Raw genomic sequence first — 26,200 nt, 5'->3', positions numbered from 1 at the left:
CAAGCTTGTGAACACAAGGAAACAGGTGCCGTTGACGCAGTATAACTCAAAATAGGCAAACATACTGACTTATTTATTTTTTGAAGATGCCTAAACTCTAAATTCTGCCTTACTTCCTCTGTTAGTAGCACTTACTTCTAGCCGTGCACCTATTCTCTCTTTAAGCTCTGCCACGTGAGAAATAACCCCTACTAACCGTCCATCATTTTGGAGTTCCATTAAGCATTCCACAGCATTATCCAAAGATTCTGGGTCTAAGGTTCCAAAGCCCTCGTCTATAAACATAGTATCTAGTTGAATTCCTCCTGCATAGCTTTGAACCACATCTGCAAGTCCAAGTGCCATTGATAAGGAAGCCTTAAAGCTTTCTCCTCCTGATAATGTTTTGATATCTCTAGCTTTTCCCGTATAATTATCAAAAACCTCTAAGTCTAAACCTTGTCCCTTTCTCTTATCTCCTATATCCTGCTTTCTTAAAAGCTCAAACCTGCTTGAAGTCATCTTTATAAATCTAAGGTTTGCAGCATTTATAATATCCTCAAAGTAGGATGCTAGAACATATCTTTCAAAACTTATTTTTTTGGGGTTATCTCCGTTGATAATATTAGCTAGTTTTCCTACAATCTTATACTCCTGCTCATCTTTTTCAATTGCCTTATTATAAGTTATGCAACTATTTAATACATCTTCGTTATTTTTTATTCTAGAGAACACTTCCTTAACTTGAGTTTCTATAATTACTTTAATTTCATTTTCCTTTTTCAAGCTTTCTTTAACTTCCGTTAAATCTACTTTGGAAAGTCCTTCTGTCTCCTTTAAGGCCTTTTCATATATAGCTTTTCCAGTCTGAAGTTTAGAATTAAATTCATTTATTTCCTTTTCTAAATCTAGTAATTGTCTTTCTTCTAATCTGCTATTTATATAATCCTTGTAGCCCTCAAAACCTAAAGCAAGAACCTTTTCTTTAAATATCTCTACAGCTTTGTTTTTCTCTTCATCAATCTTAACTATTATATCCTTTGTGGTATTTAGCTTTCCTTCTTCCTTATCAAGGTCACTTTTTACTTCATTAAAATTCTTTTCAGCTACTTCATAGGCCATCTTTAAAAGCTGAAGGTTTTTATTTAAGCCTCTTTCATTCTCCTCTAATTCCTTCAAGGACTTAACTTGTCCCTTAAACTCCTTTAGTATAGTATCTAGTGCTTCCCTAGCTCCACTTAAAAGTCCTTCGCCTTCCACCAATTCCGTATTTCTTTGTTCAAGTTCTTTTCTTAAAGTTAAAACCTTATTTTCTAAATCATTCTTTTTCTTTTGATTTTCTGTTTCCTCATTTATTTTTCCCATGAGAACTTTTAATCTTATCTTAAATTCTTGTAAAGTACCTTCATTTTCTTTTAATAAGAATTGTACTACATCCTTTAAACTTAAAATATCCTCTGAAGGCTCTTCTTTTAAAATCTCCTTAATCAGTGGATTTATAGTATTTTCTCTTAAGGAGCTTAAGGTAGAATTAATATGAGTGAGTTCATTTAACTTTTTATCCCTTTCAGCTCTAATAATCTCTAAGTTTTCTTTACTTTGTTTCAATCCTTCTTCAGTAACTTCACTTTCTTTTAGTTCTGCTACCTTTGGATGACTAGTAGAACCACACACAGGACAAGGTTCTCCCTGTTTTAATTTTTTTGCAAGAATTCCAGCCTGACTTTTTCTTAAAGTATCCTCTAGGTACTCATAATTTCCCTTTGCTACTTTAAAATTTTCCTCTAATTTATTAAAGGTTTCTGCTTCTTTATTATGGTTAACCTTTTCTTTAGTCCATTGATTTATTCCACTTTGTAATCTTAATAACTTTTCTGCTTTTGTAGTACACTCCATAATCTTTATATCTACTGTAGCCTTTTCTTCTTTAGCCTTTCCTATGTCCTCTAGCATCTTATTAATAGTTTTAACACCATTATCATTTGCATTAATCTCTAAATCTATTTCACTTATTCTATTTCTTACAACCTTCACTTTGTTTTCTATGGCTTCTAGTTTTTTCTTATTATTTTCATATTCTGAAACCTTAACCTTAAGTCTTTGAACTTCATCTAGTTGCTTAAGTAAAGAGTTTTTTTCTTCCTCTCTCCCCTGCTGCTTTAAGAATTCTGCAGTTACCTTTTCCAAGGTTTCCTTATACTTCTTCACATTTTCTTCTAGCGTTTTTAAGGTTATCTCTAATCTTTTTAATTCTATCTTCTTTTCCTCATATTTATCCTCATAAACCTTTGCTGTAATAGCCTTTCTTCCTCTATCTAATTGGAGTTTTCTCTCCTTAAAATCATCTATCTGTCCGTTTAATTTTTCTAACTCTATTTTGCAGCTATCTAAATCCTGAAACTTCTTATTTATGCCTTCTCCAACAGCTATATTCTCAGTAATTTTTGTTATATTTTTTTCGATTATACCTAAGTTTTCTTCAAGAGCTTTCTCTTCATTTTTATCCTCTTCTATAAAATCATAAAATCTCATGATAAGTAGTTCAATGTTAGGATTTTCCCCATTAATAAGCCTATATAGTTCCTCATCCTTGTCTTTACAATTAAAGGCTTTAATCCTGTTTAATCTATCTCTTTGTATTTGCTCTACTCTACGTTTTAGACCATTTGCTTCTTCTTTAATATCCTTTTGAACTCTTTCAAAAATCTCTGTGCCAAAGATTTTTCTAAATATATCTTCTTTTTCCTCACTTTTTGCATTTAATAGCTTTTTAAATTCCCCTTGTGGTATCATAACTAACTGTTTAAATTGCTCTGTAGTGATGCCTAAAATATTTTCTATTTCCTTCGTTACTTCCTTAGCACCAGTGATGGTCTTTTCTTTAGATAGCTTAAGCTCTGCTGTAGCTTTGCTTTCTGTAAAGCCCTCACCTCTTTGCTTAGGTTTTAAATAAGTAGGTGTTCTTTTTATATAATAATCTTTATCTCTTATTGAAAACCAAAGCTCTACTTCTGTAGGGGACTCTGGATCTGCAAAGTCACTTCTCAGGGATCTTCCATCTCTATCGCTGCCACTAGGCTCCCCATACAGTGCAAAGTTTATAGCATCAAATATGGTAGTCTTACCTGCCCCTGTATTTCCTGTGATAACAAACATATTCTTTCCCTTAAGGTTTTCCTCAAAATCCAGCTCTTGTTTTATGGCATAGGGTCCAAAACCATTAATTATAAGTTTTTTTAGTTTCATTACTCCACACCTGCCTTCTCAGCTTTTTCAATGATTCTTTTCATTACCTCAATACTTTCTAAACAGCATTTCTCCTCTGTTATATCTTCATAGAAGCTTTCAAAAAGGCTGAGTTTAGACTTTTCTTTTATGTTTGTAGCTGCTACCTTCAAGTTAGTGGAAGCTTTTACCCTCTCTTCTCTAACTAACTCCATCACATTAGGGTAAATACTCCTTAACTTTGCCATTGGGTCTAAAAGTTCCCCCTTATCCTTTAGTATAACCTTTATGTAATCTTCCTTATTGCCTAAATTAACTACTTCTAAGTTCATTAGCTTTTCAAGTTCCCCAGTGATTATCCTAAAATCTCTTCTTGGTTTAAACTCACGAAAATTTATGTTTACGTCTCCCTTGCCATCTATTTCTACAATGGTTATTCCCTTTCTTTGCTTAACCTCTGAAAATGAATACTTTAAAAGGGACCCTGCATACCTTATCCTGTCACTTCCTACCTTTTGTGGACCATGTAAATGTCCAAGAGCTGTGTAGTTAAAAGCTTTAAAGCATTCTGCATTAATAATGGCTGTTCCTCCTATGCTTAAGGGCTTTTCTGACTCACTTTCCTCTAGAGTAACTGCAACCTCATCCTCATTTTTCATATATGTAACATAACCATGGGCAATAGCTACATTTCTTTCTTCCTTATTCATTGAAGCATTAATGAAGCCTACTATTTTTTTCATGGCATCATCATGATTTTTTATGCTATTATCCTCAAATAAATCTCTAACTACTGCTGGATCGGCATAAGGAATAGAGTAAAAGTTTATAGCTCCATGATCATCGTGAAGTGTAACTTTATTTATGTCCTTCTTTAAATTACCTGTAATATATAACCCACTTTCCTTCAAAAGTTCACTAGCGAAATCTATTCTTTCATTGCTATCATGATTTCCCGCCAAAGCTATCACAGGGGTTTTTAAATCTCTTACAATTTTACCCAAAACTTTATTAAGCAGTTCTATAGCCTGAACCGGAGGTACGGACCTATCATAAAGGTCGCCTGCTATTAATACCACCTGCGGCTTTTCTTCTTCAATGGCTTCATAAAGCTGATTCATTATAAACTCTTGGTCTTCTGTCATGTAAAACCCATTTACTAGCTTACCAATATGCCAATCTCCTGTATGAAAAATTTTCATAAACTCTTCCCCCTTGAATAAATCTATACTACCTAAAACCTTGTCCAATAAATATATTATATACTTAGGCAAATTTAATTTAAATATACAGAGTTAAAGTTAAGATTTACCTTATATGGAACTTATCCTAACCTAATATTTTTTACACTGCTTTTCATTGATAATAAGCAATCTGAAAATAAATAACAAATCAAAGATGTGAAGACTATTTTGTGTTCACAAGCTTGCTTGTGCAGACAAGGAAACAGGTTTCGCAGATAGTGGAGCTATCAAAGGGTTCTGTTGACGCAGTATATCACAAAATAGACGAGCAGATTGACTTACTTATTTTTTGAAGATGCCTAAGCAACTTAATTTTTATCCTAATAACCTATAGCCAACAAACCCATGTAGTTGAGTTATTTGTCAGTGATATGAAAATACCCCAGCCTTTTGGCTAGGGTATTTCTATAATTAAGGCATCTGAGAATAAATAACAAGTCAAAGATGTAAAGGATGTTTTGAGTTCACAAGCAAGCTTGTGCTGACAAGGAAACAGGTTCCACAGATAGTAGCGCTCTCTAAGGGTTCTGTTGACGCAGTATAACACAAAATAGCCGAGCATACTGACTTATTTATTTTTTGAAGATGCCTAAATTCATAAGTCAGCTTAAAATTAATTACTTTAAAAATTCCAACACGAAAATTCAATATTTTCAAAGCTATATTTAGTAACAATAAGTATATTTACTCTTGCTCTTTTATTATTCTATTTACTATATTTACTCTTTCTTTTCCTAATACATTAGCTATTTTTGATGACATTATGTCATCTTTATAAACTCTTTCCATATTAGAAGCTACAAGTTTTTTTAATCTTTCTTCAAGAACTTCGTATTCCATTACATCATCTAAGTAGGAATCTACTAAATCCTTTACTGCCGTTGCTAATTCTCTTGGGTTTTTATAGGTTAATCTCATGATAAACTCCTTTGTTTTTGTATTTTAGTTTTTCAACATTATAATACATTATATCTACTTTGTCCTTAAATTTCTATAAATTTTTTTGTAGGAAATTTTTTCTTTACATAAGAACATAAGTTCGGTAAAATACTATTAGTAGTATTTTATAGGAAGGACTGAGGATAACATGAAGGAATTTAACCATAAACTTATAATGCATCTCGATTGTAACTCCGCCTATCTTTAGCTGGGAGGCTGTATATAGGCTTCATAATGGAGCTAAGATAGACTTAAGGCAGGTTTGTTCCGCTGTTGGTGGTGATGAAGCCTCTCGTCATGGAATTATTTTAGCTAAAAGTCAACTGGCGAAAAAGGCTGGAGTTCAAACTGGGGAACCTTTATTCATGGCAAGGCAAAAATGTGCTAATGTTGGAGAAAAGTTAATTCTTGTACCTCCTCGCTATGACTTATACCTTCAGTGTTCAAATGCTATGATAGAACTTTTAAAGGAATATACCCCTTTTATTCAAAGGTACTCTGTGGATGAATGCTTTTTAGACTTTACTAATGCTGTAGATTCTTATTCAGAAGCTTTAGCCTTAGGACATAGGATTAAAGATAGGATAAAAAAAGAATTAGGGTTTTGTGTAAGTGTTGGCATATCCTCAAATAAACTTTTAGCTAAAACCTGTAGTGAATTTGGAAAAGATTCTGTTCATACCCTATATCCTTTTGAAATAGAAGAAAAAATGTGGCCCCTTCCCATTGAAGATTTATTTATGGTAGGCAGAAAAACTAAAGCAAAGCTCATAAATAACTTTGGCATAAATACCATAGGTGATTTAGCCAATTTTAATGTGGACCTTTTAAAATATAAGCTTAAAAGTCATGGAGAGCTTATTTGGCAATATGCCAATGGCATTGAAGCCTCAGAGGTTCGAAAGTCAAACTTTATAGAAATGAAAGGTATGGGTAATTCCACTACTTCTTCTTGGAATATTGAAGATGAAAAAGAAGCTCGGCTATTTATTTTATCCCTCTCTGAAACCCTTGGCATGAGACTAAGAAATTCACATAATCTATGTAGTTTAGTAGCTATTTCTATAAGATATTCTGACTTTAGAGGGTGTAGTAAGCAAAGGAAATTAGCTTCAACTACAAATGTAACCTCTACTATAGCCGAAACAGCTTTTACCCTTTTTAAAGAGCTTTGGGATGGAATGCCTATCCGCCATATAGGTGTATCTATATCTCATCTTTCTAAGGATGAATACACTCAGCTAACTCTCTTTGATGAAAAAAATATAGAAAAGAAAAAAAACTTAGATAAAGCTTTAGATGAAATTAGGTATAAGTTTGGAAATAAAGCAATAGTAAGATCTTGCTTTTTAGAAAGTGGCATAAGGCCAATGACAGGTGGCATTGGTGATGATGATTACCCTGTTATGAGTAGTATTTTGTAATGGAGTGGTAGATTATGAAAATTGTTTCAAAACCTATAGAAGTGGTTTGTTGGTTTGAAGAAAATGGCTCTCCTCATCCTGTTAGATTTAGAATAAAAAATGATGATGATACAAGAGCTACTATAAAAATTAATAAAATAATATTTACAGATAAAGAAAAGTTTGCAGGCAATCCAGTATTAGTATTTAATTGCCTTTCTCTTATTAATGATTCAGAAAGGTTTTTAGAATTAAAATATGAAATTAATACTTGCAAGTGGTATCTTTATAAAATTTAACCTGAATTATTGCGCTAAATTATATTTTTTATTAGTAGGATTACTATTCCATATTATATGGACATAGTAATCCCTAAAATTAAAAGTGTTACTTTTAGGTGATTATTACCAATGAACATTTGACATGTAGCGCAATAACAGGATTGTTTTATAAATAATAAAATTCCTAACCAAATACGTAAGCCATGGAAAAACATATAATTATTTCCTCTATTTATCCATGGCTTATTCAGATAAATTTAACCTATATTATTTTTTCATAATCCTATTTATAAAGTTTTATAGATAGGATAGTGCCAAAGCTTGCACCAATCTATCTATATAACTAAAAAACCTATAACTTCTCAATTAAAACCTCCATTATGCCTCCGCAAACCATACCTTCCTCCTCAGCTACAGCTCCTGTCATATCAACCTGCTGAATTTCATAGCCACCATTTCTTATAATATGTCTAGCTGTATTTATTACTTCTCCCTCAGCACAGCCCCCTCCAATGCTACCTGTGGTTCTTCCATCTGAGTACACAATCATTTTAGCCCCTGCTTTTCTTGGAACTGACCCTTTAGTCCCAATTATTGTAACTAGAGCCCTTGGTTCACTGCAATTTTTAATTAATTCCTCAATTATATCCCCATTAAATTCTACTATATTAGGCTTATTGGCTTTAGAAAATCCACTTACTGCCTTGCTCCTTCTTCTATAGCTAATAAGCTGTGCTAATATAGAAATTGCTATTTCTTCAGGAGTAACCGCATCAATATCTAAACCTATAGGAGCATTTAATTTATCTAACCTATCTTTTGAATACCCATCACTTAATAGTTCCTCTCTTACAATTTTAATACGCCTTTTTGAACCTATCATTCCTAAATAAGCGGTATCATAATTAAGGGCTTTCTTGAGGCACTCCATATCATGTCTATGTCCCCTAGTTACAATAACCATAAAGGAGGATGAATTTAAATTCAAAGCATTAAAACACCTATCAAAGCCTTCACATATTACTTTATCTGCCTCTGGAAATCGAGAATTATTAGCAAAAAACGGCCTATCATCTACTACTGTCACTGAAAAGCCAACCTTTGAAGCAAACTCTACTAGTGGCTTTGAGATATGTCCTCCACCCAAAATAATTAACTTTGGCTCTGGAAAGTACGATTCAATTAAAGTAATCCCTGCTTCCTCTTCATCTATAAATTGAAGCTCTCCAGTTAAAATTACCTTCTTAACTCTTTCTAGTAATTCTTCCGAAAAACTTAACTCATCCTTAATATTCATATCTAAAGCTTCTTCTGTAAGAAGTGTTTGCTCCCTTTTATAATCACTAATTTTATTACCATAAATCCATTTTGTAACCATAACAGCTTTTTTTCCATGATTCAGTAGTTGAAGCAATCTTTCGTGATCATCAGTATTTAAACTTGTCCCCATAATGTTCTCCCCCTTTTCATCCACTTTATACCTTTTTAATTAATTGTATCACTTTCGACTGTTGTAATATACTTCCATATTATGATTTTATAGCATACTTTATTACAGCTTGCCCTCTGCTAAAATATATGAAAACACTAAAGGTTTAGTTAATGTAAAACTCTATAAATAATCCAATTAAAATCTTTGTAAACAAAAATAAAGGGAATGACCATAATGAATCCATTATGACACATTCCCTTATTTTATTAAGTATTTTTACTAACCATAATAATCTATAATATAGTTATTTATTACTTCTCTCTTAACAGTATACCATCGATAAGTCCATATTCCTTAGCTTCCATTGAAGTCATAAAATTATCTCTTTCCATATCCTGCTGTAGCTTCTCTTGTGATTGCCCTGTTTTTTCACTATATATTTCAATAAGTCTTTGCTTTGTTTTAAGCATTCTCTCAGCATATATTTTTATATCCGTTGCCTGACCGCTTAAGCCCCCTGCAATAGATGGCTGATGAATCATAATTTCACTGTTAGGTAGTGCAAATCTCTTTCCTTTTGTTCCACCAGCTAGCAAGAAAGATCCCATGCTGGCAGCCATACCTAAGCATATAGTAGATACATCTGGTTTTACATATTGCATAGTATCATAAATTGCCAATCCTGCTGTTATTACCCCACCTGGACTATTAATATAAAAGATTATATCCTTATCTGGATCCTCAGCTTCTAAAAATAACATTTGAGCAATAATAATGCTAGCTGTAGCATCATTAACCTGATCGCTTAAAACTATAATTCTATCCTTTAAAAGCCTTGAATAGATATCATAAACTCTTTCTCCTCTGCCTGTCTGCTCTATTACTGTAGGTACATAGCTCATTGTAATCTCTCCTTTAATAACCATAAACTATGCAGCTTTACACATAGGTGCTACTGTTGGTGAGTTAATAGTAGGTACCTGATATACCTGCCTCTTGCTATAGAGTAACACTTTAACTTGAGCTTTTCTAAATTCTCTTGGTGAAACTTTAAACATTCTTTTAAAGGCTCTTGAAAAGGCTTCTTGAGAGCTAAATTGATATTTTAGTGCTATATCAACTATCTTGCTATTGCTTTCAGCCAATTCTTCCGCGGCCTCAGTAAGTCTTCTTTTTCGAATGTACTCCATAACTGTTTCACCTACTAATTGATGAAAAACTCTATGAAAGTAATACTTTGAAAGATAACTTCTTCTAGCTAAATCTTCAAGAGATATCTTTTCTTTTAAATTTTCTTCAATATAATCTATAGATTGCTGAATAACCTTGCTATACTCCATAGTAAAACCTCCATTTTATCAAGCTGCATAATTTAATTATAAGCATATTAAGAGAGATTTTCCTGACATTTTTTGCTCTTTTTATCTATATAAAAAAGAAATTAAAACTTGAATACCAAGCTAATCTACCTCGTTTATCTATAAATATAGTAAAAACCACCTACGAAACCTTAGATTGCCTTATGGTATCACTTTTAAATTTCTTTAGTATTAAAATCTTAATAATTCTACCTATAAGATTTGCTAGGCCTTTTTCCTGTAGCATTACGGCCTCATCAATATTATTTCCAACAGCTAAAAATACTAAATTTTTAAGAGGTGAATACACTAATATAACTAAAAACATAAATATCATAATAATATTCATAGTTAATTTTCCTTTCCAATAAAGTTATAAATAACTTTGTACTCTTTAATTTAAACTCATTACTTATTAGACGAAAATTAACCCTTATTTGTTTCACATTTTTATAAAGAATTAAAAAATATTTTTCTCCATATTTTTACACATATCCTTAATTTGTAGTATACTCACCTTTCCATTTACTCCTATAATTTTACTTTATCTCATGTTAGTTAAAACTTCTTTATGGCAAATAAAATATATCTTCGTCTTTAAAATTTAACATAAAGAACCAAAGCCAAGAATTAACTTATAGATAAAGCTCACCTTAGTTCTTTTAAGACTTCTTATCTACGAATAAAATGAAATTCCTTACTTTAGACCTATAAATCTATAAACTTATAAAACCTAGCCTAATTCTAATAATAACAAAGCACTGGGTCTCCTGCTTGAATATTATTGAATATAATCTGTGCCACGTCATAAGGTGTATTTATACAACCATGGGAGCCATCATTTTTATATATAGTTCCTCCAAATGTTGATCTCCAAGTAGCGTCATGAATGCCTATATCTCCATTAAAAGGCATCCAAAAATCTACTGGTGCTGCATATCCAGGACCCCTTAAAATTGCTTTTTTTTGCTTATAAGTTAATCTATAAAGGCCTGGTGGTGTGGAATGTTTACCATCATCATTTCCTGTAACTACATCCCCATGTGTCATTAGCTTTCCGTTTTTATAGAACCACATATGCTGATTTGTAAGGTCTATTTCTACATAGGTACCTCCAATTCCATTGCCATTGTCCTCTTCTTCATCTTGATTATATATAGGTTTCTTGCTTATTGATTTACCTTCCTTTATAACTCTAATCAAATCTTGCGTTTCTTTAGCTCTATTAATAGATATTCCGTAATATCCTCCACTAACCTTTACTATTCTTCCAGAGGTCGTTTTAAAATCCCTTGGCCTTCCTACGGTGTCGTAGGTATTACCTAGCTTATCCACATAGCTCTCAACCTTATCTTCATCAATGCTAACATTAAAATTCTCATCAACTTTGAGCCAACCGTTTATCACATCTCCACTTAAAGTTTCTTTACCTTCTTTAAAAGTATAGGTAATTGTTATAGCTGAATATTTTTCTAATGTATCCATTGCCTCCACAATTTCCTTGGATTCTGAAGTATACTTTGGTTTTTCATAACAATCTATACTCTCTAAATCTAAAGTAGATTTCTCACTTAAAATTGACTCTACTATTTGACCATATAGAGTATCCTTATTAACTTTGTTGCCATTGACTTCCTTCACTATTTCATAGCCCTTTTCTGTAGATTTTAAGGCCGCACTTTTAGGTTCAATTATTTTAGCTGCATCAAAAAAAGCTAGTTTGTCTACAGCTTCTCTTAATGATGGCTCATCATAAGAAAATATATTATTCAATTCAAAGCTTGAATTATTAAAAATTCCTGTAATCCATTTAAAGGAACTTTGATTATGCTTAATATCTTGAACTTTGTCTTGAGAGATAAACTTAAGGCCCATTTCTGCTGCTGAAATCTCTTCCTTAACTCCATCTCTTCCTTCTAGAGTTAAGTTATACTTTTCCACATCTGCTGCTAACTTTTCATTTACAGCTTCCACAGTCATTCCTGAAACAGGAATACTATTTATTGAAGTTCCAAAATAAAAACGTTTTGAAAAATAAGCTGAAAAACCAAGGTATATAAGTACTAGTGCAGAAACCGAAATAATACTCCATTTTATAATTTTCTTTTTTCTAAGCTGCTTTTCTTCTTCATCATTCTCTTCTTCTATTTCATCAACTACGTGAACCTCATTACCTTCTTCTTCACTATTAATACCTACATCATCAATACTACTGAAGTAATTTAAGTATTTATCTTCAACTTTAAATTCTGCTTCAATATTATAAACTTCTTTTTCTTCTATATTTTTATATTCAACTTCATCATTATTTTCTATATCTTTATCCTTATAATTACTATCAATCTCTTCAACATAATCACTTTGTTGCCTTAATACATCTATAAACTCTTCTTCCACTTTTTTAAATTCCTGATTATTCTCTTCCCCCTGCTGTTTATCTATAAAATTCCCCAGTTCCTCATCAAAATTTACTTGTTTATTCATAAATTAAGCCCCCCTGAATTATTATTCAAAACATAAATTAAATCCCATATAATATGTAAAGGTTCTTATGCTGCTTATAAAATATATTAAACAATAGGGGAAATAATTCCTTAAAATCACATAATGCTTTCAATGTCTATATGGAGCTTATGTACTAAGATAATAACGATAACAAAAACTATTCTTAAAATGTATGGTTGATAGTTGAACTTCTAAGCAAACTATCTAGCTTTTTTATTAAAGCCAAAAGTAATCTTATTTCTTCTGCAAATTAAAAATTCAATAGGCTAATAAACCTATTGAACTTTTAATCTCTGTATTTTATTTAAATGGAGTTTTTACTTTGCTAACTTCTTGATTTTTTCGTTATCAAAATAATTCCTAATAAGGTTATTGTAAAACCTAAGCTAACTATTGCATAAAAATTAAACAAGGAACCGGCTTGAGGCAGTATATCTGTCTTTGAAGTTTTTTCTGTAACTGCAAACACTGAAAAATGAGATGTATAGAATGTAAACTCCTGAGTGGTAGACTCAAAATTTCCACCTAGCTCTTCCCAAACTTCGGTTACTTCATTGTAGGTATATATTGAAATTGTGTTTATATCTAAATTTTTTATATCCTTGCTAGTAAGCTTAATAGTTGTTTTAACCTTTTCATTGTTTTCAAAGTTGTGAATATCTCTCACTAAAGCACCACTTTTATCAAATAATTGTATAGTAAGGTTTATAGGATTTCCAACTATTCTTAATCCAGCTGGTAAATCTTTAAGTGACATCAAATCCTTTTCATCGGTAATAACTTTAAGCGTTACTTTTATATATCCCTTTCCAGAAACTCCACTTAAATCAATAGCACTTGCTGGTATTGATAAACTTGCTATATTATTGTTTATTACCAATATATTATCTCTACTTTCAAAATACTCAATGGGTATTTGAGTTTCCCATGTATTATCTGAAGTTTCTGCTGCAGGGAAGGTATAAGTACTTCCACTTTCATAAATTGCTGTAATAGCCATACTTTCTGTAATATGATTAAAGGATTTATCCCAGCCTTTAAAAACATAACCAATTCTTATTGGATCTGCTGGTGCAACAGCTTTATTTCCATGGTTCACAACTTGCGGTATTCCAATGATTTTCCCATCATAATCTTTGAAGGTTACTATATAACTATTAATTTCAAAGTTTGCAATTACACTGATATTGCCTGCTACGTTACTATCTGTTCTACTTGCAGTTGTAACACCATCACTCCAACTCACAAAGTGATATCCTGGGTTTGGCACTGCTGTTACTTGTGTTCCCCTTGCCCCATGAGCTACAGTCTGTGATGTATTTCCTGTAATGCTTCCATTTGCTCCTGCTGTATAGTTTAACATATATTCATTAATAGCAAAGTTTGCAGTTACGCTGATATTTCCTACTACATTAATGTCTGTTCTACTTGCAGTTGTCGCCCCATCACTCCATCCTATAAAATGATATCCGAGGTTTGGCACTGCCCTTACCTCAGTTCCACTTCCTCCGTGATTTACTGTTTGGAGCGCTGTTCCTGTAATACTTCCATTTTCTCCTGCTGAGTACTTTAGTGTATATTCATTAACAGCAAAGATTGCAGTTACACTTATATCTCCCATTACATTGCTATCTACTCTACTTGGAGTTGTAACTCCATCACTCCAACTCACAAAGTAATATCCTGGATTTGACACTGCTGTTACTTCAGTTCCACTCGCACCATGAGCTACAGTCTGTGATGTGTTTCCTGTAATACTTCCATTTGGACCTGCTGTGTAATTTAGTGTGTATACTATATGCCCATTAATAGCAAAATTTGCAGTTACGCTTATATCGCCCATTACATTGCTATCTGTTCTACTTGCAGTTCTTACTCCATCACTCCACCCTACAAAGTGGTATCCTGGATTTGGTACTGCTGTTACTTCAGTTCCACTTCCTCCGTGATTTACTGTTTGGAGCGCTGCTCCTTTAATACTTCCATTTGCTCCCGTTGTATATTTTAACGTATATCCATTAATATCAAACTGTGCAGTTACACTTATGTTTCCCACTACATTGATGTCTGTTCTACTTGGAGTTGTCACTCCATCACTCCAACTCACAAAGTGGTATCCTGGGTTTGGCACTGCCCTTACCTCAGTTCCATTTTCTCCGTGATTTACTGTTTGGAGCGCTATTCCTGTAATACTTCCATTTGCTCCTGCTGCATAATTTAATGTGTATACTATATGCCCATTAATAGCAAAGTTTGCAGTTACACTTATATCTCCCATTACATTGCTATCTACTCTACTTGCAGTAGTTACTCCATCACTCCACCCTATAAAATGATATCCTGTATTTGGTACTGCTGTTACTTCAGTTCCACTCGCACCATGAGCTACAGTCTGTGATGTATTTCCTGTAATACTTCCGTTTGCTCCTGCTGTATATTTTAACGTGTATTCATTAATAGCAAAGTTTGCAGTTATGCTGATATCGCCCATTATATTGCTATCTGTTCTACTTGGAGTTGTTATTCCATCACTCCATCCTATAAAATGATATCCTGGGTTTGGCACTGCCTTTACCTCAGTTCCACTTCCTCCGTGATTCACTGTTTGGAGCGCTGCTCCTGTAATACTTCCATTTGCTCCTGCTGTATATTTTAACGTGTATTCATTAATAGCAAAGTTTGCAATTACATTTATATCTCCCACTACATTGCTGTCTGTTCTACTTGGAGTTGTCACTCCATCACTCCAACTCACAAAGTGGTATCCTGGGTTTGGTACTGCTGTTACTTCTGTTCCACTTAAACTATGAGTTACAGTCTGCGACGTATTTCCTATAATAGTTCCATTTGGTCCTGCTGCATAATTTAACATGAATTCATCGTCTTCTATTGTAAGTATTGCTACATTTTGACTTCCAAGAACCATGTCTCCTGAAGGATTACTTAAAGTTATATTTAAAAATCTATCTCCATCATATGTTAAGTTATCTTTTACTGGTATGCTTATAGTTTTACTAGTCTGGCCACTTGCAAAAGTCAAAGTGCCAGAAACTGAAGTATAGTCACGACCTGCTACAGCTGTCCCATCACTTGTTGCATAATCTACCGTTGCTAATCCATTGCTACTTCCAGTCCTCTTTACTGTTAAAGTTGCACTTCCACCTTTTTCTCCTATGCTATAGCTTGTGGGATTAAACTCAAACTTTGGAATAATAGGATCATCTAACACAAAATCGTTGACTACAATCCCCTCAAAGCCTGGATAGCCTCCATTGTATAACCCTTCTGTTTTTTGACGCATTCTAATCTCATCTACATATCCAAATTCACTATCCATAGTTATAGTTTTTGTTGGCAAAGAGTATTTCTCAAATGTAACTATCTGAGAAGCAACTTGAACTCCATTGCGAAACCCTATAACCTCCATGGTATCTGCTGTATTGCCGTATTCACCAACATTAAATGATTGAAATGAAAACTTCTTACTTCTATCCTTTGTTCCAAGAACAAACCAAATGCCAGTTTTATAACTTGAGCTATCCGCACTAAGCATCAACCCATGCCAACTACTATCTCCTGTATAATATCCAGCATAAGCCATTCCTTGTCCAGCCATCCACGAAAGTGACTCAAATGGTTTTACAAGAGAATCGTCTGTTCCCTTAAAGGTTATTTGTCCAAAATCTGCTGTGATTACGTCATAGGGTTGAGTCTGAAAATTTGAACCAAAGGGATCCGAATTAAAACTAATTGTATTTGGAGTTATTGCTGAGGCAGTTTTGCTTGGTGCTATAGCAGTAAAAATAACATTTGCTAACATAGTTAGAATTAAAATTTTGGGTATTATACCCTTTCTAAATTTTTTCATAAAATTCTCCTTAATTAGAACAATCTTTTACCTTCTAGGTGGAAATAGTCCCTCCATGCATATTATATAGTTTAAACAAAGTGATGCCGGCTGAACATCAACAGCTTCACCAGAACCAACATCTTCACAAGTTGAATCAACAATTATAGCAGGTGTAGGTATATTTATATCTTTTTTTACGGTAAAAGGCTTTAATGTGGCATTTGCGGTAGGTTCATTTGTCGTGTAGGTGTTAACTATAGTATTTTGTGGTGCTATTGTCCTTGCTGCAGCAAGAGTACAATTGTTATCCTTAGGTATGTTTGTAGGAGCAGTATTTGGATTGTCTGTATTAACAGGTATCCCAATATCTAAGCTCATCGACAAGGTTTCATCTTTTGAACTTGATACTGTATTGTTGATTTTATGCATATGTTTAGGCATATTCTTTATTCCAAAGGTTGCTTGCATGTTGTTATCGCAAAATTTTCCAGATTGCCAGTTTTTCTTTGTAGCTTGGTTTACTCCTGCACCAATAGGAAATCTGCCTCTTAAGTCTGGTAATTTAAAACTTGTACTACCATTCCCTCCATATTACATCCCAATAACTGCGAATAAAGCTTGGTTCTCACTAATTTTTAGTTCTTGTCCCCAGCAGAATTCCCAGCCTTCTGGTGCATAAGTTCCTGCCCACAGTAAAATAGTTCCAATAAACGCTTCCATTTTTAATTCCTCCTTATTTTTATATTTAATAGAGTCTTAGCTATATAGAAAAACCCTATCATAAACAAATTAAGTAAAAGTTATTACACTTTCAATCAACTAACCATAATAAACTATTTGCTTTTCCATGTCTGTTCTTTTCTTTTAAACTCGAATCACGTTTACTTTCATATAAAATAAATCTCAATTTTTTCCTCTTAATAACATATTATTACAATTCCATCGATTTAATAACTAAATTCAACTAAGATATTTCACAAAAATAATTAATTAATGTAAACCAGTTATCCTACTACACAAAATGTAATTAAATTATTCAAGCGTAGGAAATATTATATCTCAATTGATGGAAACACTAGTACTTATTAATACCCATATGCTTAAATATTAAATTAACTTCCTTATATCTTTGCCTCTTTACTCTATAGGTACTAATAGTTTATTAGTCTTACTTACATTTACGCTTATGTAAGTATAATTCATATATCAATCCTTGGTATGAAAATGTAAAGTTTATTATAAAAGCCCTATTTCATAAAAAATAGGGCTTCTATTAAGTAGAGATTCACAATTAATTATGAACTGTTAGTTCATTCATTTGTTCCTATATTAACCCTGTCTTTTTGCATAATAATAAACCTCATGGCATTATTGTCATGAGGTTTATTAAAGTAACTATATAAAAATTTACTAGCTGTAGCTTATAAATCGCTTTAATATTTTAGAGTCCTGTGTTATTCCTCTTAAATTCAATTACTCTTGACTTTTATTTTAGCTTAAACTTATTTTTAGAAGTTACTGATTTTCATAACCAACTCCTATTTTTCATTCCTTTCTAATATTTTAACAACTTTTTTATAATCATATGAATTCGCTAAAAACGCCTCTTTTAAAACATCGTATTTTGCTTGTTCGACAAAAAACATATTCTCACCATAGTTTGGAATATATTGCTTAATCTCTCTATCTATTGTCTGTAAAGAATTCATATCAATCTTTGAGCTTTTGGTTACATATGTCTTGAACATATCAAACCATATTCCTATAACTACATAGTCAATAACAGGTTTTAATATGTCGTAATTTTTTTCTTTTCTCATGTTATCTATGTATTTTCGAGAAAATGTGTTATTTATATCAAAGTAACTCAGCTTATTCCCTTTGTTGGTGAATGAATCTGGATTATCACGATAATAATATAATGCTTTATCAACTATGCCAACTTTTTCTATTCTACAGTATAACCTACTTAGGAAATCAACGTCTTCAAATTGAATTCTATCAATAAAATTAATCTGAGAGTCAATAATAATATTTCTTTTATATAATTTAGACACTATGAATCCACATGACATAAGCATTTTAACTCTGTTATCAAAGGATACTTTTCCCTCCATAGTTTTATCCCAAAGCATCATATCTCTATCTCTGCGTTCACTAAAATATCCACATTCTACAATATCATAATCATCTTCCATTGCTTTTTTATACAGAATCTCATACATTTCTGGCTTAACATAATCATCACTATCAGCAAATGCTATGTATTCTCCTGATGCATATTGCAACCCAACATTTCTTGCTCCTCCCGGCCCCTGATTTTCATTGAGTTGAATAATAATTACCTTATCTGTGTGTCTTTGTTCGAAGTCATATAAAATTTCCAAACTTCTATCAGTAGAGCAATCATCAACAAAAATGAACTCTATTTCTTTTAGAGTTTGCTTTTCTAATGAAGCTAACATTTCACTTAAATATTTCATTGTATTATAAACCGGAACAATAACTGACACCTTACTCTTCATATTTTCGCCTCCCATGCAACCTTCTTTAATCATATGTTGAATTTTATTTTCTTCTGTTTAACCCAATAAATTTGCTTATTACCTTAATACTAGATTACATATCCTGTAAATATCTTACTGTAATAGTTCAGGATATAATGGCAATGTAAGAACTCTTTCAGCTATATACTTTGCTACAGGGATTTCAGTTTCATTAAGTATACCTTTATAACATTTAAATTTATTTGACATTTGATAAAAGTATTTTCTTGCTATTTCCGTGGTACTATCTGTAGAGTCCGTTGCAACATCATTATAATGCTTAATTGAGCTTATATCACCTTTAAATTTAATTTCCATCATACTATTATCGATTATACAATGAAAATCTTAATATTTGTTCAGCAATTAATTGACTGCTAGTTCCAAAAATAACCATCATTCATTATCTTATGTTTACTTATTTACAAATCCCTTTATTTTCACTTCTGTTTTTACTCCTGCATCTTCCTTTATTACTGCTACCTTTGCCACAGCAAGGTTAACTAAGGATGCAGCTGCTGCAAAGAAGAATATATACTGTGGCCCAAAGGAAGTCCAGATGATTCCTCCTATGTATGCACATATTATTGAAACAATATGATCCATACTCATACCAAAGGACAAGGTGGAAGTAATTTCAGATTGATCTACTGCTATAGATCGAAGATAAATCGTTTTAATCATACTCATCTGCATGGACATACGGTCAAGTATAATTAGTACAAAAGTTAAAATAACAGGTATTCCTACCTTGCTAAGGATTCCTGTTGAAAATCCTGATGCTAAAAAACCATAGGCAATGTATACCACTATAAATGATATGGCATCAACATAAAGCATTTTTCTTATACCGTATCTATCAAGCCATCTACCTAATGCTGGAATGAAGAATATACCTATAAAAGATCCTATTATCCCTAAAATTGCAATAGTATCAGCCTTCTTACTTAAAAGATCAATAAGTACCCAAGGGCCATAGACTGCCATGATTTGCTTTTGTACCCCAGTCATTATTGCAAGAATATAATAATACTTATATTCTTTACGGAATATAAACTTTAGTTTTCTTTCTTCCTTGATTGGCACTTTTACAATGCTGTTCATATAAATAAGCAGTACAAATACCACTGCAAAAATTACCGCTGCAATAAGAAATATGATCTTTACAGGTGCAGTTAAACTAAAAAAACCGGTCCTAAATCCAATGAATACAGCAACACTAGCTAACATACTAAAAGCTGTGCTAACCCCCTTGTAACGACCCATTTTCTTTCCCACTTCTTCATCCTTTATAAGAGACATTCCTATACCATCAGATAAAGGGAAAAATAGGTGCATTCCCATAGAGTTGATAAAAAGAAATATGCACATCACCGCAAAAGGTGGAGTTAAAAATCCCAAAAACAAAAGTCCTATAGCACTTAAAAGCTGTGCAATTATTGCAATGCGTATATCTCCTAAAAATGTAAGCAGCGAAATTACAATAATTGAAATAATTCCAGGTAATTCTCTTGGAAACTCAATTAGCCCTCTTTGAAAGGCATTTACATTGTAGGCTTCCTTAAAATAATTTGAAAAAACCCCATCACTAAGTCCAAGGCCAAGAGCTGTCAATGCCAGTATTAAAAAATAAACCCTGACTTCCTTTTTCCCCTTCTTAATCAGTCCCATTTTCATTATACATTCCCCCAAAACAAGTTTTGTTCACTTATATCGCTCCTATAATAATATAACTAAAGTAATGGTGAATGCAATGGTAGCTTATATATTATCTTCTTTTTCCGTGTTGACCTTTACCCTCTTTAGGTAGGTCATTAACTATAGCCTTAACACTTTTACCTCCTGCATTTATTAGTGCATTAGCTACTCCCTCTTTTATGCCCATAGATGAATAAGTTGCTCCAGATACTACCTCCACATCCGCACTTTGATTTTTTATAATATTAGAAGTTATAATACTGTAAGCCCTATTAAACCATTTAGCATCATCTGTAGTTTTGGTTACCTCTATCTGAGTAATTTGCTGACTTTTCACTGTTACTTCAACTGTCATCTGACCTCTAAACCCTGTTCCAGTTCCCTCATATACTCCATCTGCTATGCCGACAGCATCTCCATAGCCAGCCGCAGCTTCACCAGTTATGGTAGTTGAAACTGGAGCGGACACAGGAATTGTGTTATTTCTCTCTAAGATTTCAAATAAAGAACTTGAATTTAATCCAGTATATACTATAAATAAGAAAGCTATAGTAGAAAGTGACAATACTACTTTTTTATTTACTTTTTTAATAGGTACCACATTCACCTTCAAAGTATTTTTCTCAGGACAGGCTGCTACACATTCCATACAGTTTATGCACTGCAGGGAACGAACCTGACCATGAGAAGCCACATTAATATTCATGGGGCAAACACGGTTACATTTACTACAACCAATGCAACTTTCTTCATTTCTTATAATAGTTATAGGTCTTAGAGTTCCTAATACTCCTAACTTTGCTCCTTCAATACAAAGGTAATTGCAAAATGGTCTTTCAAATACCATGGAACTTAAAATAAATATAGAAATCACACTCCAACCTATTAGGGTAAGTGTCTTTCCACCAAGAAAAGTTGTAAAGTTTGCGCGAGGGTCTAAGCTCATAATAGTAAAAATATAATCAGCACTAATTGATATTGTGGTGATTAGTAATATATATCTTAAAGGTGCCAAGACCTTTTTTAACTTTGCTGGCATTTTATATTTTTTTATTCCTAGTATCTGTCCAAGGGTTGAAAATATATCCTGCAAGGTGCCAAAAGGACAAATCCATCCACAAAACACAGGTCCTAAGATTAAAGTTATCCCCAATAAAACTGAATTTGCTATAGGATAGTTAATAAATAAACCCATAATAGTTACTAAAATTCCTAAAGCTTGTATAGCATAACGTATATATCTAAGTTTTTGTTCCTTCTTCTTCATAATATTTACCTCCATCTTCTTCTAAGTCATTTGAAAATTCCTTACATAAATCACTTACTATAGGTATAATTATATTGGCTGATTCTTAAATGAAACTTAAATCTCAAGATGAATTTTATTTTCTCACAGAATTTATTTAATCTCTTGCAGAGGTTTTTATTGCACTTTATACTATATTAGGTAGTCTATCTTTTGCTATAAAGCATGGACTCACAGACTAGAAAAAATAACTTTTGATAATATTTATACTTTAGGGGAACCAACTTCTTGTAATAGTTTCTTTGTTATTAGAGTTCTTTCTTCCTAGTAAAACTAATGAATTTTAAGGGGGATTTATGAAAAAGAAAGATGTACTAGAATTAAAAAGACGTTTTAAAAAAGGTGAATGTACCTTTACCAAAATGTGTGGCTGTTATGTAGATGGGGATAAAAATATTGTATTAAAAATTAGGGAAACTTTTTTAAATCTAAAAGAGGAAGAATTCTTTAAGTACTTAGAAATTGCTAAAAAAACCTTATCTGGTACTGTGGGGAATAACCTTCTAGAACTTAATTTTCCTCTTGATGAGGAAAATGTAAATAATAGACAACTCTGCTTATTTGAGCTTAAAAATAGCAGATTAAAAAATGACTCACTTCTTGACGATTTTTATAATTTAATCATAGATAGTTATGATTACGCAGGTAATTTTCTAATACTTGTTTTTCATGATGCTTATGATGTTATTACACGAACTACAGATAATTCAAAATTAGATGAATCAGAAGAGGTATATGAATATCTATTATGTGCAATATGCCCAGTATCCCTTACTGAGCCAGGCCTTGGATACTTTGAAGATGACAACCGAATTGGCGCACGTATTAGAGATTGGGTAGTTGGTCAACCTGAAGTAGGATTTATCTTCCCAGCTTTTACAGACCGTAGTACTGATGTGAATTCTATTATGTACTATACTAAAAATCCAAAAGCGCCTCACCCTGAGTTAATGGAAAAAGCTTTAGGCTGCAGTTCAAAACAAACTGCCACGGAGCAAAAAGAAGTGTTTACTACCATTATTCGTGAAGCCCTTGGGGATGATGAGAAAAAATCTGAGCACTTATTTATGGAGATTCAAGAAACTCTTAGTAATATAGTAGAAGAGCATGTTGCCATTAATGGAAAGGATGCTGAACCTATAATTTTAACTAACGATAACATTCAAGATATTTTAATTGAAAGCGGTATCTCTGAAGAAATCACTGCCAAAATTGAAAAATCTTACACAGAAGAATTTGGTGATGCTCCTCCTGTAGTAGAGCATTTAATAGATAAAAAAGTCCTTGTAGCCAATGAGCAAAGGAAAAAGGAAGAAAAACTTCAAAAGAAAATACAAATACTTGAAGAGATTCTTGAGGAAACTAAACAAGAAAATGCAAAGGACTCAGAAGGGGAAGCAGCTTTAGACGCAGAAACTGATATAGTTTCTGACGCAAGTCCTGACGATAATCTAGATACAAGCTCTCCTTCTGAAGTAGAAAATACTACTAATACTGCTGAAGACTATGATATTGTACTTAAGGTAAAACCTGAAAAAGTACCACAAATAAAAGCACAATTAATAGACGGTAAGAAGTTCATTATTATTCCCGTGGAGGATAATGAACAAGCTAATGTAAATGGTGTTACTGCTGAGCTTTAAGTCATTATGAGATCCCTTTTACTAAGGAATAATTTTATTGCAACTTTTATCAATATGCAATCTTATTTTATTTATATATGTTTTAATTAAGTTTATACATTCATGATTAGGATTTTCTTAGTCCATCCTATATTAAGATGAATTATCATTAATGAATCATATATATGATAAGAGGAATCTAGGGTAATTAAGGTTAGTACTTAAATAAAATTAAATCTTCAATTAGTTCTTCATAAAAAATAACTTAAAAACCCAGAAAAATCTTAAGGTTAGATTTTTCTGGGTTTTATAGCTCTGTAAGTCAAAGTCTATTAATCATTAATACTTTTATTTATAATAGAGTTTTCAAAAGATAGGGTTTCTCCCACTTCTCTTTTATCTTCTTTCTTTATCAAAATATCTAAGGTGTGAGCACTAGCCCCTAATAAATCTGGTCTTTCGCAAGTAGAAAAATGATACTCAAGAAAAAGTTTAAAGGTTTCTTCATCCATATCATTTATGATAGGACGCATATAATTAGCTGGTCCATCAGCTGCAATTATTTTTAACCTTTCTATTTTTGCTGCCTCATTGATTTTATTAATATCTTCAAGCCTTACATAATCATATAAGTCTTCTGGCTCTGATATAACATGAAAATCCTTGCTCAGCTTTCCTTTTTCAATAGAGGTACGGATATTATTTTCCTTAAATCCATAAGTTAACACGCTGTATTCATTCATGCAATAAGCCACTAAGATAATCCCGCCAACCTTTGTTACTCTTTTAGCCTCTTGTAAAGCCTTAATCTTGTCCTCAAATTTGTACAAATGATACATGGGCCCAAACACTAATGTCATATCAAAGGTGTTTTCCTCAAATCTTGATAAATCTAAGGCAGTTCCTTGCATTGCTTTTACTGTACTTCCCTTTGATTTTAAAATTCCTAAATTATGCTTCACAAGTTCAATGGCTGTAACATCATAGCCTTCATTTGCTAATTGTACAGAATACCTTCCTGTACCTGCCCCAACATCTAAGACTTTTGGATTCTCATAATTTTCTAGATACTGATGAATATATTTCATGGAAGTTAAGAACTCTACTTGTGCATATTTTCTTGTTAATCTTTTATCTTCACAAAACTTATTATAATATTTCTCTAATTCTATTGTCATATATTTATATACCTCACCCAATTGTTATAGTATAAATTAATTAATTAATTAAAAGCTTGTCCTTAAATATTATACTATAGATTTAGGTTATGATAAACCGTATCTTATACATGTAATTATTGCCTTAAGCATTTAGAAATAAATAACAAATCAAAGATGTGAAGGCTATTTTGTGTTCATAAGCAAGCTTTTGCCGACAAGGAACCTGCTGGCGTAGTATAACTCAAAATAGTCTAACATACTGACTTATTCATTTTTGAAAATGTCTTATCATTCGGTTATAGCTTTTTCTATAAAATCTCACCGTGTTTTTCGTAACTACCAACCTTTGTTATTGCATTATGTTCATCAACAAACACAACCTTAGGTTTATGAGTTTGTGCTTCCTCATTACGAAGCCCACAGTAACACATTATAATAATCTTATCTCCCTTTTGAACACATCTTGCTGCTGCCCCATTTAAACAAATAACCCCACTTCCAGCTTCCCCTGCAATAACATAAGTCTCAAATCTCTCACCATTATCTATGTCTGCAATTGCAACCTGCTCATATTCTAAGATTGCTGCTGCATCCATGAGATTCTTATCTATGGTTATACTTCCTACATAATTTAATTCTGCCTGAGTAACTGTAGCTCTATGAATTTTTGATTTTAACATATTAATTATCATGATATATCTCCCTTACACTTCAAAGATAAAATTATCAATTAATCTAGTTTTACCAATAAATACAGCTATAGCTATTAACACACTCTTATCAATTGTTACTACTTCCGTAAGAGATAAACTATCAACTACATTAACATAATCAATTCTTGCTAAAGGCTCCTCAGTAAGGATTTCACTAATCATTGATTTTATATTTTCAGCACTTCTTTCTCCTTGTAGTAAAGCTTCCTTAGCACTATTTAAGCTTCTACTTAATACAAGAGCTGCCTTTCTTTCTTCTTTATTTAAATATGTGTTTCTTGAGCTCATGGCAAGACCATCACTTTCCCTAACTATAGGACATGGCACTATTTCCACAGGTATATCTAAATCTCTTACCATTCTCTTTATTACAGCCAGTTGCTGTGCATCCTTTTCACCAAAGTAAGCCTTATCAGGTAATACAATATTAAACAACTTTGTTACAACAGTGCAAACTCCTCTAAAGTGCCCTGGCCTTTTAGCTCCACACAGTCCTTCAGTTATTCCATTCATATCTACATAGGTTGAAAAATCCCCTAAATACATTTCTTCATTAGAAGGATTAAAAATTAAATCCCCACCAGCAGCTTCAACGATTTTTCCATCTCTTTCTAAGTCTCTTGGATAACTTGAAAAGTCTTCTTTAGGACCAAACTGAATAGGATTTACAAATATACTTACTACTACCCTATCATTTTCTTTACTTGCCATTTCTACTAAAGAGCCATGACCTTCATGTAAATACCCCATAGTAGGAACAAATCCTACGGAAAGCCCTTGTTTTTTCCACCCTTTAACTATATCTCTAACCTCTTTTATGGTATGAACTATCTTCATGTTTTTATCCCCCTACCTCAATAATTTTAATTTATCTTTTATTTACTTCTATTTTCATAGAATTTTATTATTTATAAACAAGTAGTTTAAGATGAATATGTG

Annotated in this window: 20 protein-coding genes and 1 pseudogene; 3 read left to right on the top strand and 18 right to left on the bottom strand. The window is 32.4% G+C overall.

What is annotated here, in order from left to right; all coding sequences use genetic code 11:
• Positions 1 to 90: 90 nt before the first annotated feature.
• The 3 genes from J2Z44_RS10530 to J2Z44_RS10520 all read right to left on the bottom strand — a co-directional run bounded on the left by J2Z44_RS10530 (position 91) and on the right by J2Z44_RS10520 (position 5,366).
• Complete coding sequence (locus J2Z44_RS10530) at positions 91 to 3,225, bottom strand: AAA family ATPase (RefSeq protein WP_209649554.1); 3,135 nt, start codon at positions 3,223 to 3,225, stop codon at positions 91 to 93.
• Entirely contained in the window at positions 3,225 to 4,406 is a 1,182-nt protein-coding gene (locus J2Z44_RS10525; protein WP_021283702.1) for an exonuclease SbcCD subunit D, read from the bottom strand. Before J2Z44_RS10525 ends, J2Z44_RS10530 begins: the two co-directional genes overlap by 1 nt.
• A 726-nt stretch (positions 4,407 to 5,132) precedes the next feature.
• The gene (locus tag J2Z44_RS10520) at positions 5,133 to 5,366 is read right to left on the bottom strand and encodes a TIGR04540 family protein (RefSeq protein ID WP_021283701.1); all 234 of its coding nucleotides are present in this window, start codon (positions 5,364 to 5,366) and stop codon (positions 5,133 to 5,135) included.
• A 200-nt stretch (positions 5,367 to 5,566) separates the two neighbouring features.
• Between J2Z44_RS10520 and J2Z44_RS10515 the strand changes: the two genes are divergently transcribed.
• Positions 5,567 to 6,811 (top strand): Y-family DNA polymerase, encoded by a 1,245-nt coding sequence (locus J2Z44_RS10515; RefSeq protein ID WP_342591512.1) that lies wholly within the window; start codon positions 5,567 to 5,569, stop codon positions 6,809 to 6,811.
• Positions 6,812 to 6,825: 14 nt separating this feature from the next.
• Positions 6,826 to 7,089 carry a hypothetical protein gene (locus tag J2Z44_RS10510; protein WP_021283699.1) on the top strand — a complete coding sequence of 88 codons (264 nt, stop codon included), beginning with the start codon at positions 6,826 to 6,828 and terminating at the stop codon, positions 7,087 to 7,089.
• Between the two features lie 334 nt (positions 7,090 to 7,423).
• Here the strand turns inward: J2Z44_RS10510 and J2Z44_RS10505 are convergent, their stop codons facing one another.
• The 12 genes and pseudogenes from J2Z44_RS10505 to J2Z44_RS10450 form a co-directional block, all read right to left on the bottom strand.
• Positions 7,424 to 8,521 carry an XdhC/CoxI family protein gene (locus J2Z44_RS10505; protein WP_021283698.1) on the bottom strand — a complete coding sequence of 366 codons (1,098 nt, stop codon included), beginning with the start codon at positions 8,519 to 8,521 and terminating at the stop codon, positions 7,424 to 7,426.
• A 293-nt stretch (positions 8,522 to 8,814) separates the two neighbouring features.
• A complete protein-coding gene (gene clpP / locus J2Z44_RS10500) occupies positions 8,815 to 9,405 on the bottom strand; it encodes an ATP-dependent Clp endopeptidase proteolytic subunit ClpP (RefSeq protein ID WP_021283697.1) in 591 nt (196 codons plus the stop codon).
• Between the two features lie 27 nt (positions 9,406 to 9,432).
• Positions 9,433 to 9,843, bottom strand: a complete 411-nt coding sequence (locus J2Z44_RS10495) for a helix-turn-helix transcriptional regulator (RefSeq protein WP_021283696.1) — start codon at positions 9,841 to 9,843, stop codon at positions 9,433 to 9,435.
• 160 nt (positions 9,844 to 10,003) lie between these two features.
• Positions 10,004 to 10,210 carry a hypothetical protein gene (locus J2Z44_RS10490; RefSeq protein WP_021283695.1) on the bottom strand — a complete coding sequence of 69 codons (207 nt, stop codon included), beginning with the start codon at positions 10,208 to 10,210 and terminating at the stop codon, positions 10,004 to 10,006.
• 395 nt (positions 10,211 to 10,605) lie between these two features.
• Complete coding sequence (locus tag J2Z44_RS10485) at positions 10,606 to 12,345, bottom strand: L,D-transpeptidase family protein (protein ID WP_021283694.1); 1,740 nt, start codon at positions 12,343 to 12,345, stop codon at positions 10,606 to 10,608.
• 346 nt (positions 12,346 to 12,691) lie between these two features.
• Complete coding sequence (locus tag J2Z44_RS10480; RefSeq protein WP_021283693.1) at positions 12,692 to 16,234, bottom strand: InlB B-repeat-containing protein; 3,543 nt, start codon at positions 16,232 to 16,234, stop codon at positions 12,692 to 12,694.
• Positions 16,235 to 16,261: 27 nt separating this feature from the next.
• Positions 16,262 to 16,657 (bottom strand): hypothetical protein, encoded by a 396-nt coding sequence (locus tag J2Z44_RS10475; protein ID WP_245353233.1) that lies wholly within the window; start codon positions 16,655 to 16,657, stop codon positions 16,262 to 16,264.
• Between the two features lie 105 nt (positions 16,658 to 16,762).
• Positions 16,763 to 16,936, bottom strand: a pseudogene (locus J2Z44_RS10470) (phage tail protein); the annotation flags it as partial.
• Between the two features lie 818 nt (positions 16,937 to 17,754).
• Positions 17,755 to 18,741, bottom strand: a complete 987-nt coding sequence (locus tag J2Z44_RS10465) for a glycosyltransferase family 2 protein (RefSeq protein WP_021283689.1) — start codon at positions 18,739 to 18,741, stop codon at positions 17,755 to 17,757.
• Positions 18,742 to 18,855: 114 nt separating this feature from the next.
• Positions 18,856 to 19,083, bottom strand: coding sequence for a hypothetical protein (locus J2Z44_RS10460; protein ID WP_031271526.1), 228 nt, complete (start codon positions 19,081 to 19,083; stop codon positions 18,856 to 18,858).
• A gap of 93 nt (positions 19,084 to 19,176) precedes the next feature.
• Entirely contained in the window at positions 19,177 to 20,439 is a 1,263-nt protein-coding gene (locus J2Z44_RS10455) for an MFS transporter (RefSeq protein ID WP_021283687.1), read from the bottom strand.
• A 91-nt stretch (positions 20,440 to 20,530) separates the two neighbouring features.
• Positions 20,531 to 21,727 (bottom strand): 4Fe-4S binding protein, encoded by a 1,197-nt coding sequence (locus tag J2Z44_RS10450; RefSeq protein ID WP_209649553.1) that lies wholly within the window; start codon positions 21,725 to 21,727, stop codon positions 20,531 to 20,533.
• A 335-nt stretch (positions 21,728 to 22,062) separates the two neighbouring features.
• On the opposite strand from J2Z44_RS10450, the gene J2Z44_RS10445 reads away from it, so the two are divergent.
• Complete coding sequence (locus tag J2Z44_RS10445) at positions 22,063 to 23,409, top strand: DUF4317 domain-containing protein (RefSeq protein ID WP_021283684.1); 1,347 nt, start codon at positions 22,063 to 22,065, stop codon at positions 23,407 to 23,409.
• Positions 23,410 to 23,720: 311 nt separating this feature from the next.
• On the opposite strand, the gene J2Z44_RS10440 is transcribed toward J2Z44_RS10445, so the two are convergent.
• The 3 genes from J2Z44_RS10440 to panC all read right to left on the bottom strand — a co-directional run bounded on the left by J2Z44_RS10440 (position 23,721) and on the right by panC (position 26,098).
• The gene (locus J2Z44_RS10440) at positions 23,721 to 24,566 is read right to left on the bottom strand and encodes a class I SAM-dependent methyltransferase (RefSeq protein ID WP_021283683.1); all 846 of its coding nucleotides are present in this window, start codon (positions 24,564 to 24,566) and stop codon (positions 23,721 to 23,723) included.
• A gap of 290 nt (positions 24,567 to 24,856) precedes the next feature.
• Complete coding sequence (gene panD / locus J2Z44_RS10435; RefSeq protein ID WP_021283682.1) at positions 24,857 to 25,240, bottom strand: aspartate 1-decarboxylase; 384 nt, start codon at positions 25,238 to 25,240, stop codon at positions 24,857 to 24,859.
• A 12-nt stretch (positions 25,241 to 25,252) separates the two neighbouring features.
• Positions 25,253 to 26,098, bottom strand: a complete 846-nt coding sequence (gene panC, locus J2Z44_RS10430) for a pantoate--beta-alanine ligase (protein WP_021283681.1) — start codon at positions 26,096 to 26,098, stop codon at positions 25,253 to 25,255.
• Between the last annotated feature and the right edge of the window lie 102 nt (positions 26,099 to 26,200).

The organism is Clostridium punense, assembly GCF_017874425.1.
Classification (GTDB): Bacteria; Bacillota; Clostridia; order Clostridiales; family Clostridiaceae; genus Clostridium_J; species Clostridium_J punense.
Note: the sequence above shows the minus strand (reverse complement) of the source record. Positions and strands in the feature narration are given on the sequence as shown.

What these genes read in the sequence shown, in the direction of transcription:
- panD (WP_021283682.1), bottom strand. Translation starts at nt 25,240, where the DNA reads ATGATAATTAATATGTTAAAATCAAAAATTCATAGAGCTACAGTTACT.
- J2Z44_RS10485 (WP_021283694.1), bottom strand. Translation starts at nt 12,345, where the DNA reads ATGAATAAACAAGTAAATTTTGATGAGGAACTGGGGAATTTTATAGAT.
- J2Z44_RS10475 (WP_245353233.1), bottom strand. Translation starts at nt 16,657, where the DNA reads ATGCCTAAACATATGCATAAAATCAACAATACAGTATCAAGTTCAAAA.
- J2Z44_RS10450 (WP_209649553.1), bottom strand. Translation starts at nt 21,727, where the DNA reads ATGAAGAAGAAGGAACAAAAACTTAGATATATACGTTATGCTATACAA.
- J2Z44_RS10510 (WP_021283699.1), top strand. Translation starts at nt 6,826, where the DNA reads ATGAAAATTGTTTCAAAACCTATAGAAGTGGTTTGTTGGTTTGAAGAA.
- J2Z44_RS10490 (WP_021283695.1), bottom strand. Translation starts at nt 10,210, where the DNA reads ATGAATATTATTATGATATTTATGTTTTTAGTTATATTAGTGTATTCA.
- J2Z44_RS10455 (WP_021283687.1), bottom strand. Translation starts at nt 20,439, where the DNA reads ATGAAAATGGGACTGATTAAGAAGGGGAAAAAGGAAGTCAGGGTTTAT.
- J2Z44_RS10525 (WP_021283702.1), bottom strand. Translation starts at nt 4,406, where the DNA reads ATGAAAATTTTTCATACAGGAGATTGGCATATTGGTAAGCTAGTAAAT.
- panC (WP_021283681.1), bottom strand. Translation starts at nt 26,098, where the DNA reads ATGAAGATAGTTCATACCATAAAAGAGGTTAGAGATATAGTTAAAGGG.
- J2Z44_RS10530 (WP_209649554.1), bottom strand. Translation starts at nt 3,225, where the DNA reads ATGAAACTAAAAAAACTTATAATTAATGGTTTTGGACCCTATGCCATA.
- J2Z44_RS10440 (WP_021283683.1), bottom strand. Translation starts at nt 24,566, where the DNA reads ATGACAATAGAATTAGAGAAATATTATAATAAGTTTTGTGAAGATAAA.
- J2Z44_RS10480 (WP_021283693.1), bottom strand. Translation starts at nt 16,234, where the DNA reads ATGAAAAAATTTAGAAAGGGTATAATACCCAAAATTTTAATTCTAACT.
- J2Z44_RS10505 (WP_021283698.1), bottom strand. Translation starts at nt 8,521, where the DNA reads ATGGGGACAAGTTTAAATACTGATGATCACGAAAGATTGCTTCAACTA.
- J2Z44_RS10445 (WP_021283684.1), top strand. Translation starts at nt 22,063, where the DNA reads ATGAAAAAGAAAGATGTACTAGAATTAAAAAGACGTTTTAAAAAAGGT.
- J2Z44_RS10520 (WP_021283701.1), bottom strand. Translation starts at nt 5,366, where the DNA reads ATGAGATTAACCTATAAAAACCCAAGAGAATTAGCAACGGCAGTAAAG.
- J2Z44_RS10460 (WP_031271526.1), bottom strand. Translation starts at nt 19,083, where the DNA reads ATGATGGAAATTAAATTTAAAGGTGATATAAGCTCAATTAAGCATTAT.
- J2Z44_RS10465 (WP_021283689.1), bottom strand. Translation starts at nt 18,741, where the DNA reads ATGAAGAGTAAGGTGTCAGTTATTGTTCCGGTTTATAATACAATGAAA.
- clpP (WP_021283697.1), bottom strand. Translation starts at nt 9,405, where the DNA reads ATGAGCTATGTACCTACAGTAATAGAGCAGACAGGCAGAGGAGAAAGA.
- J2Z44_RS10495 (WP_021283696.1), bottom strand. Translation starts at nt 9,843, where the DNA reads ATGGAGTATAGCAAGGTTATTCAGCAATCTATAGATTATATTGAAGAA.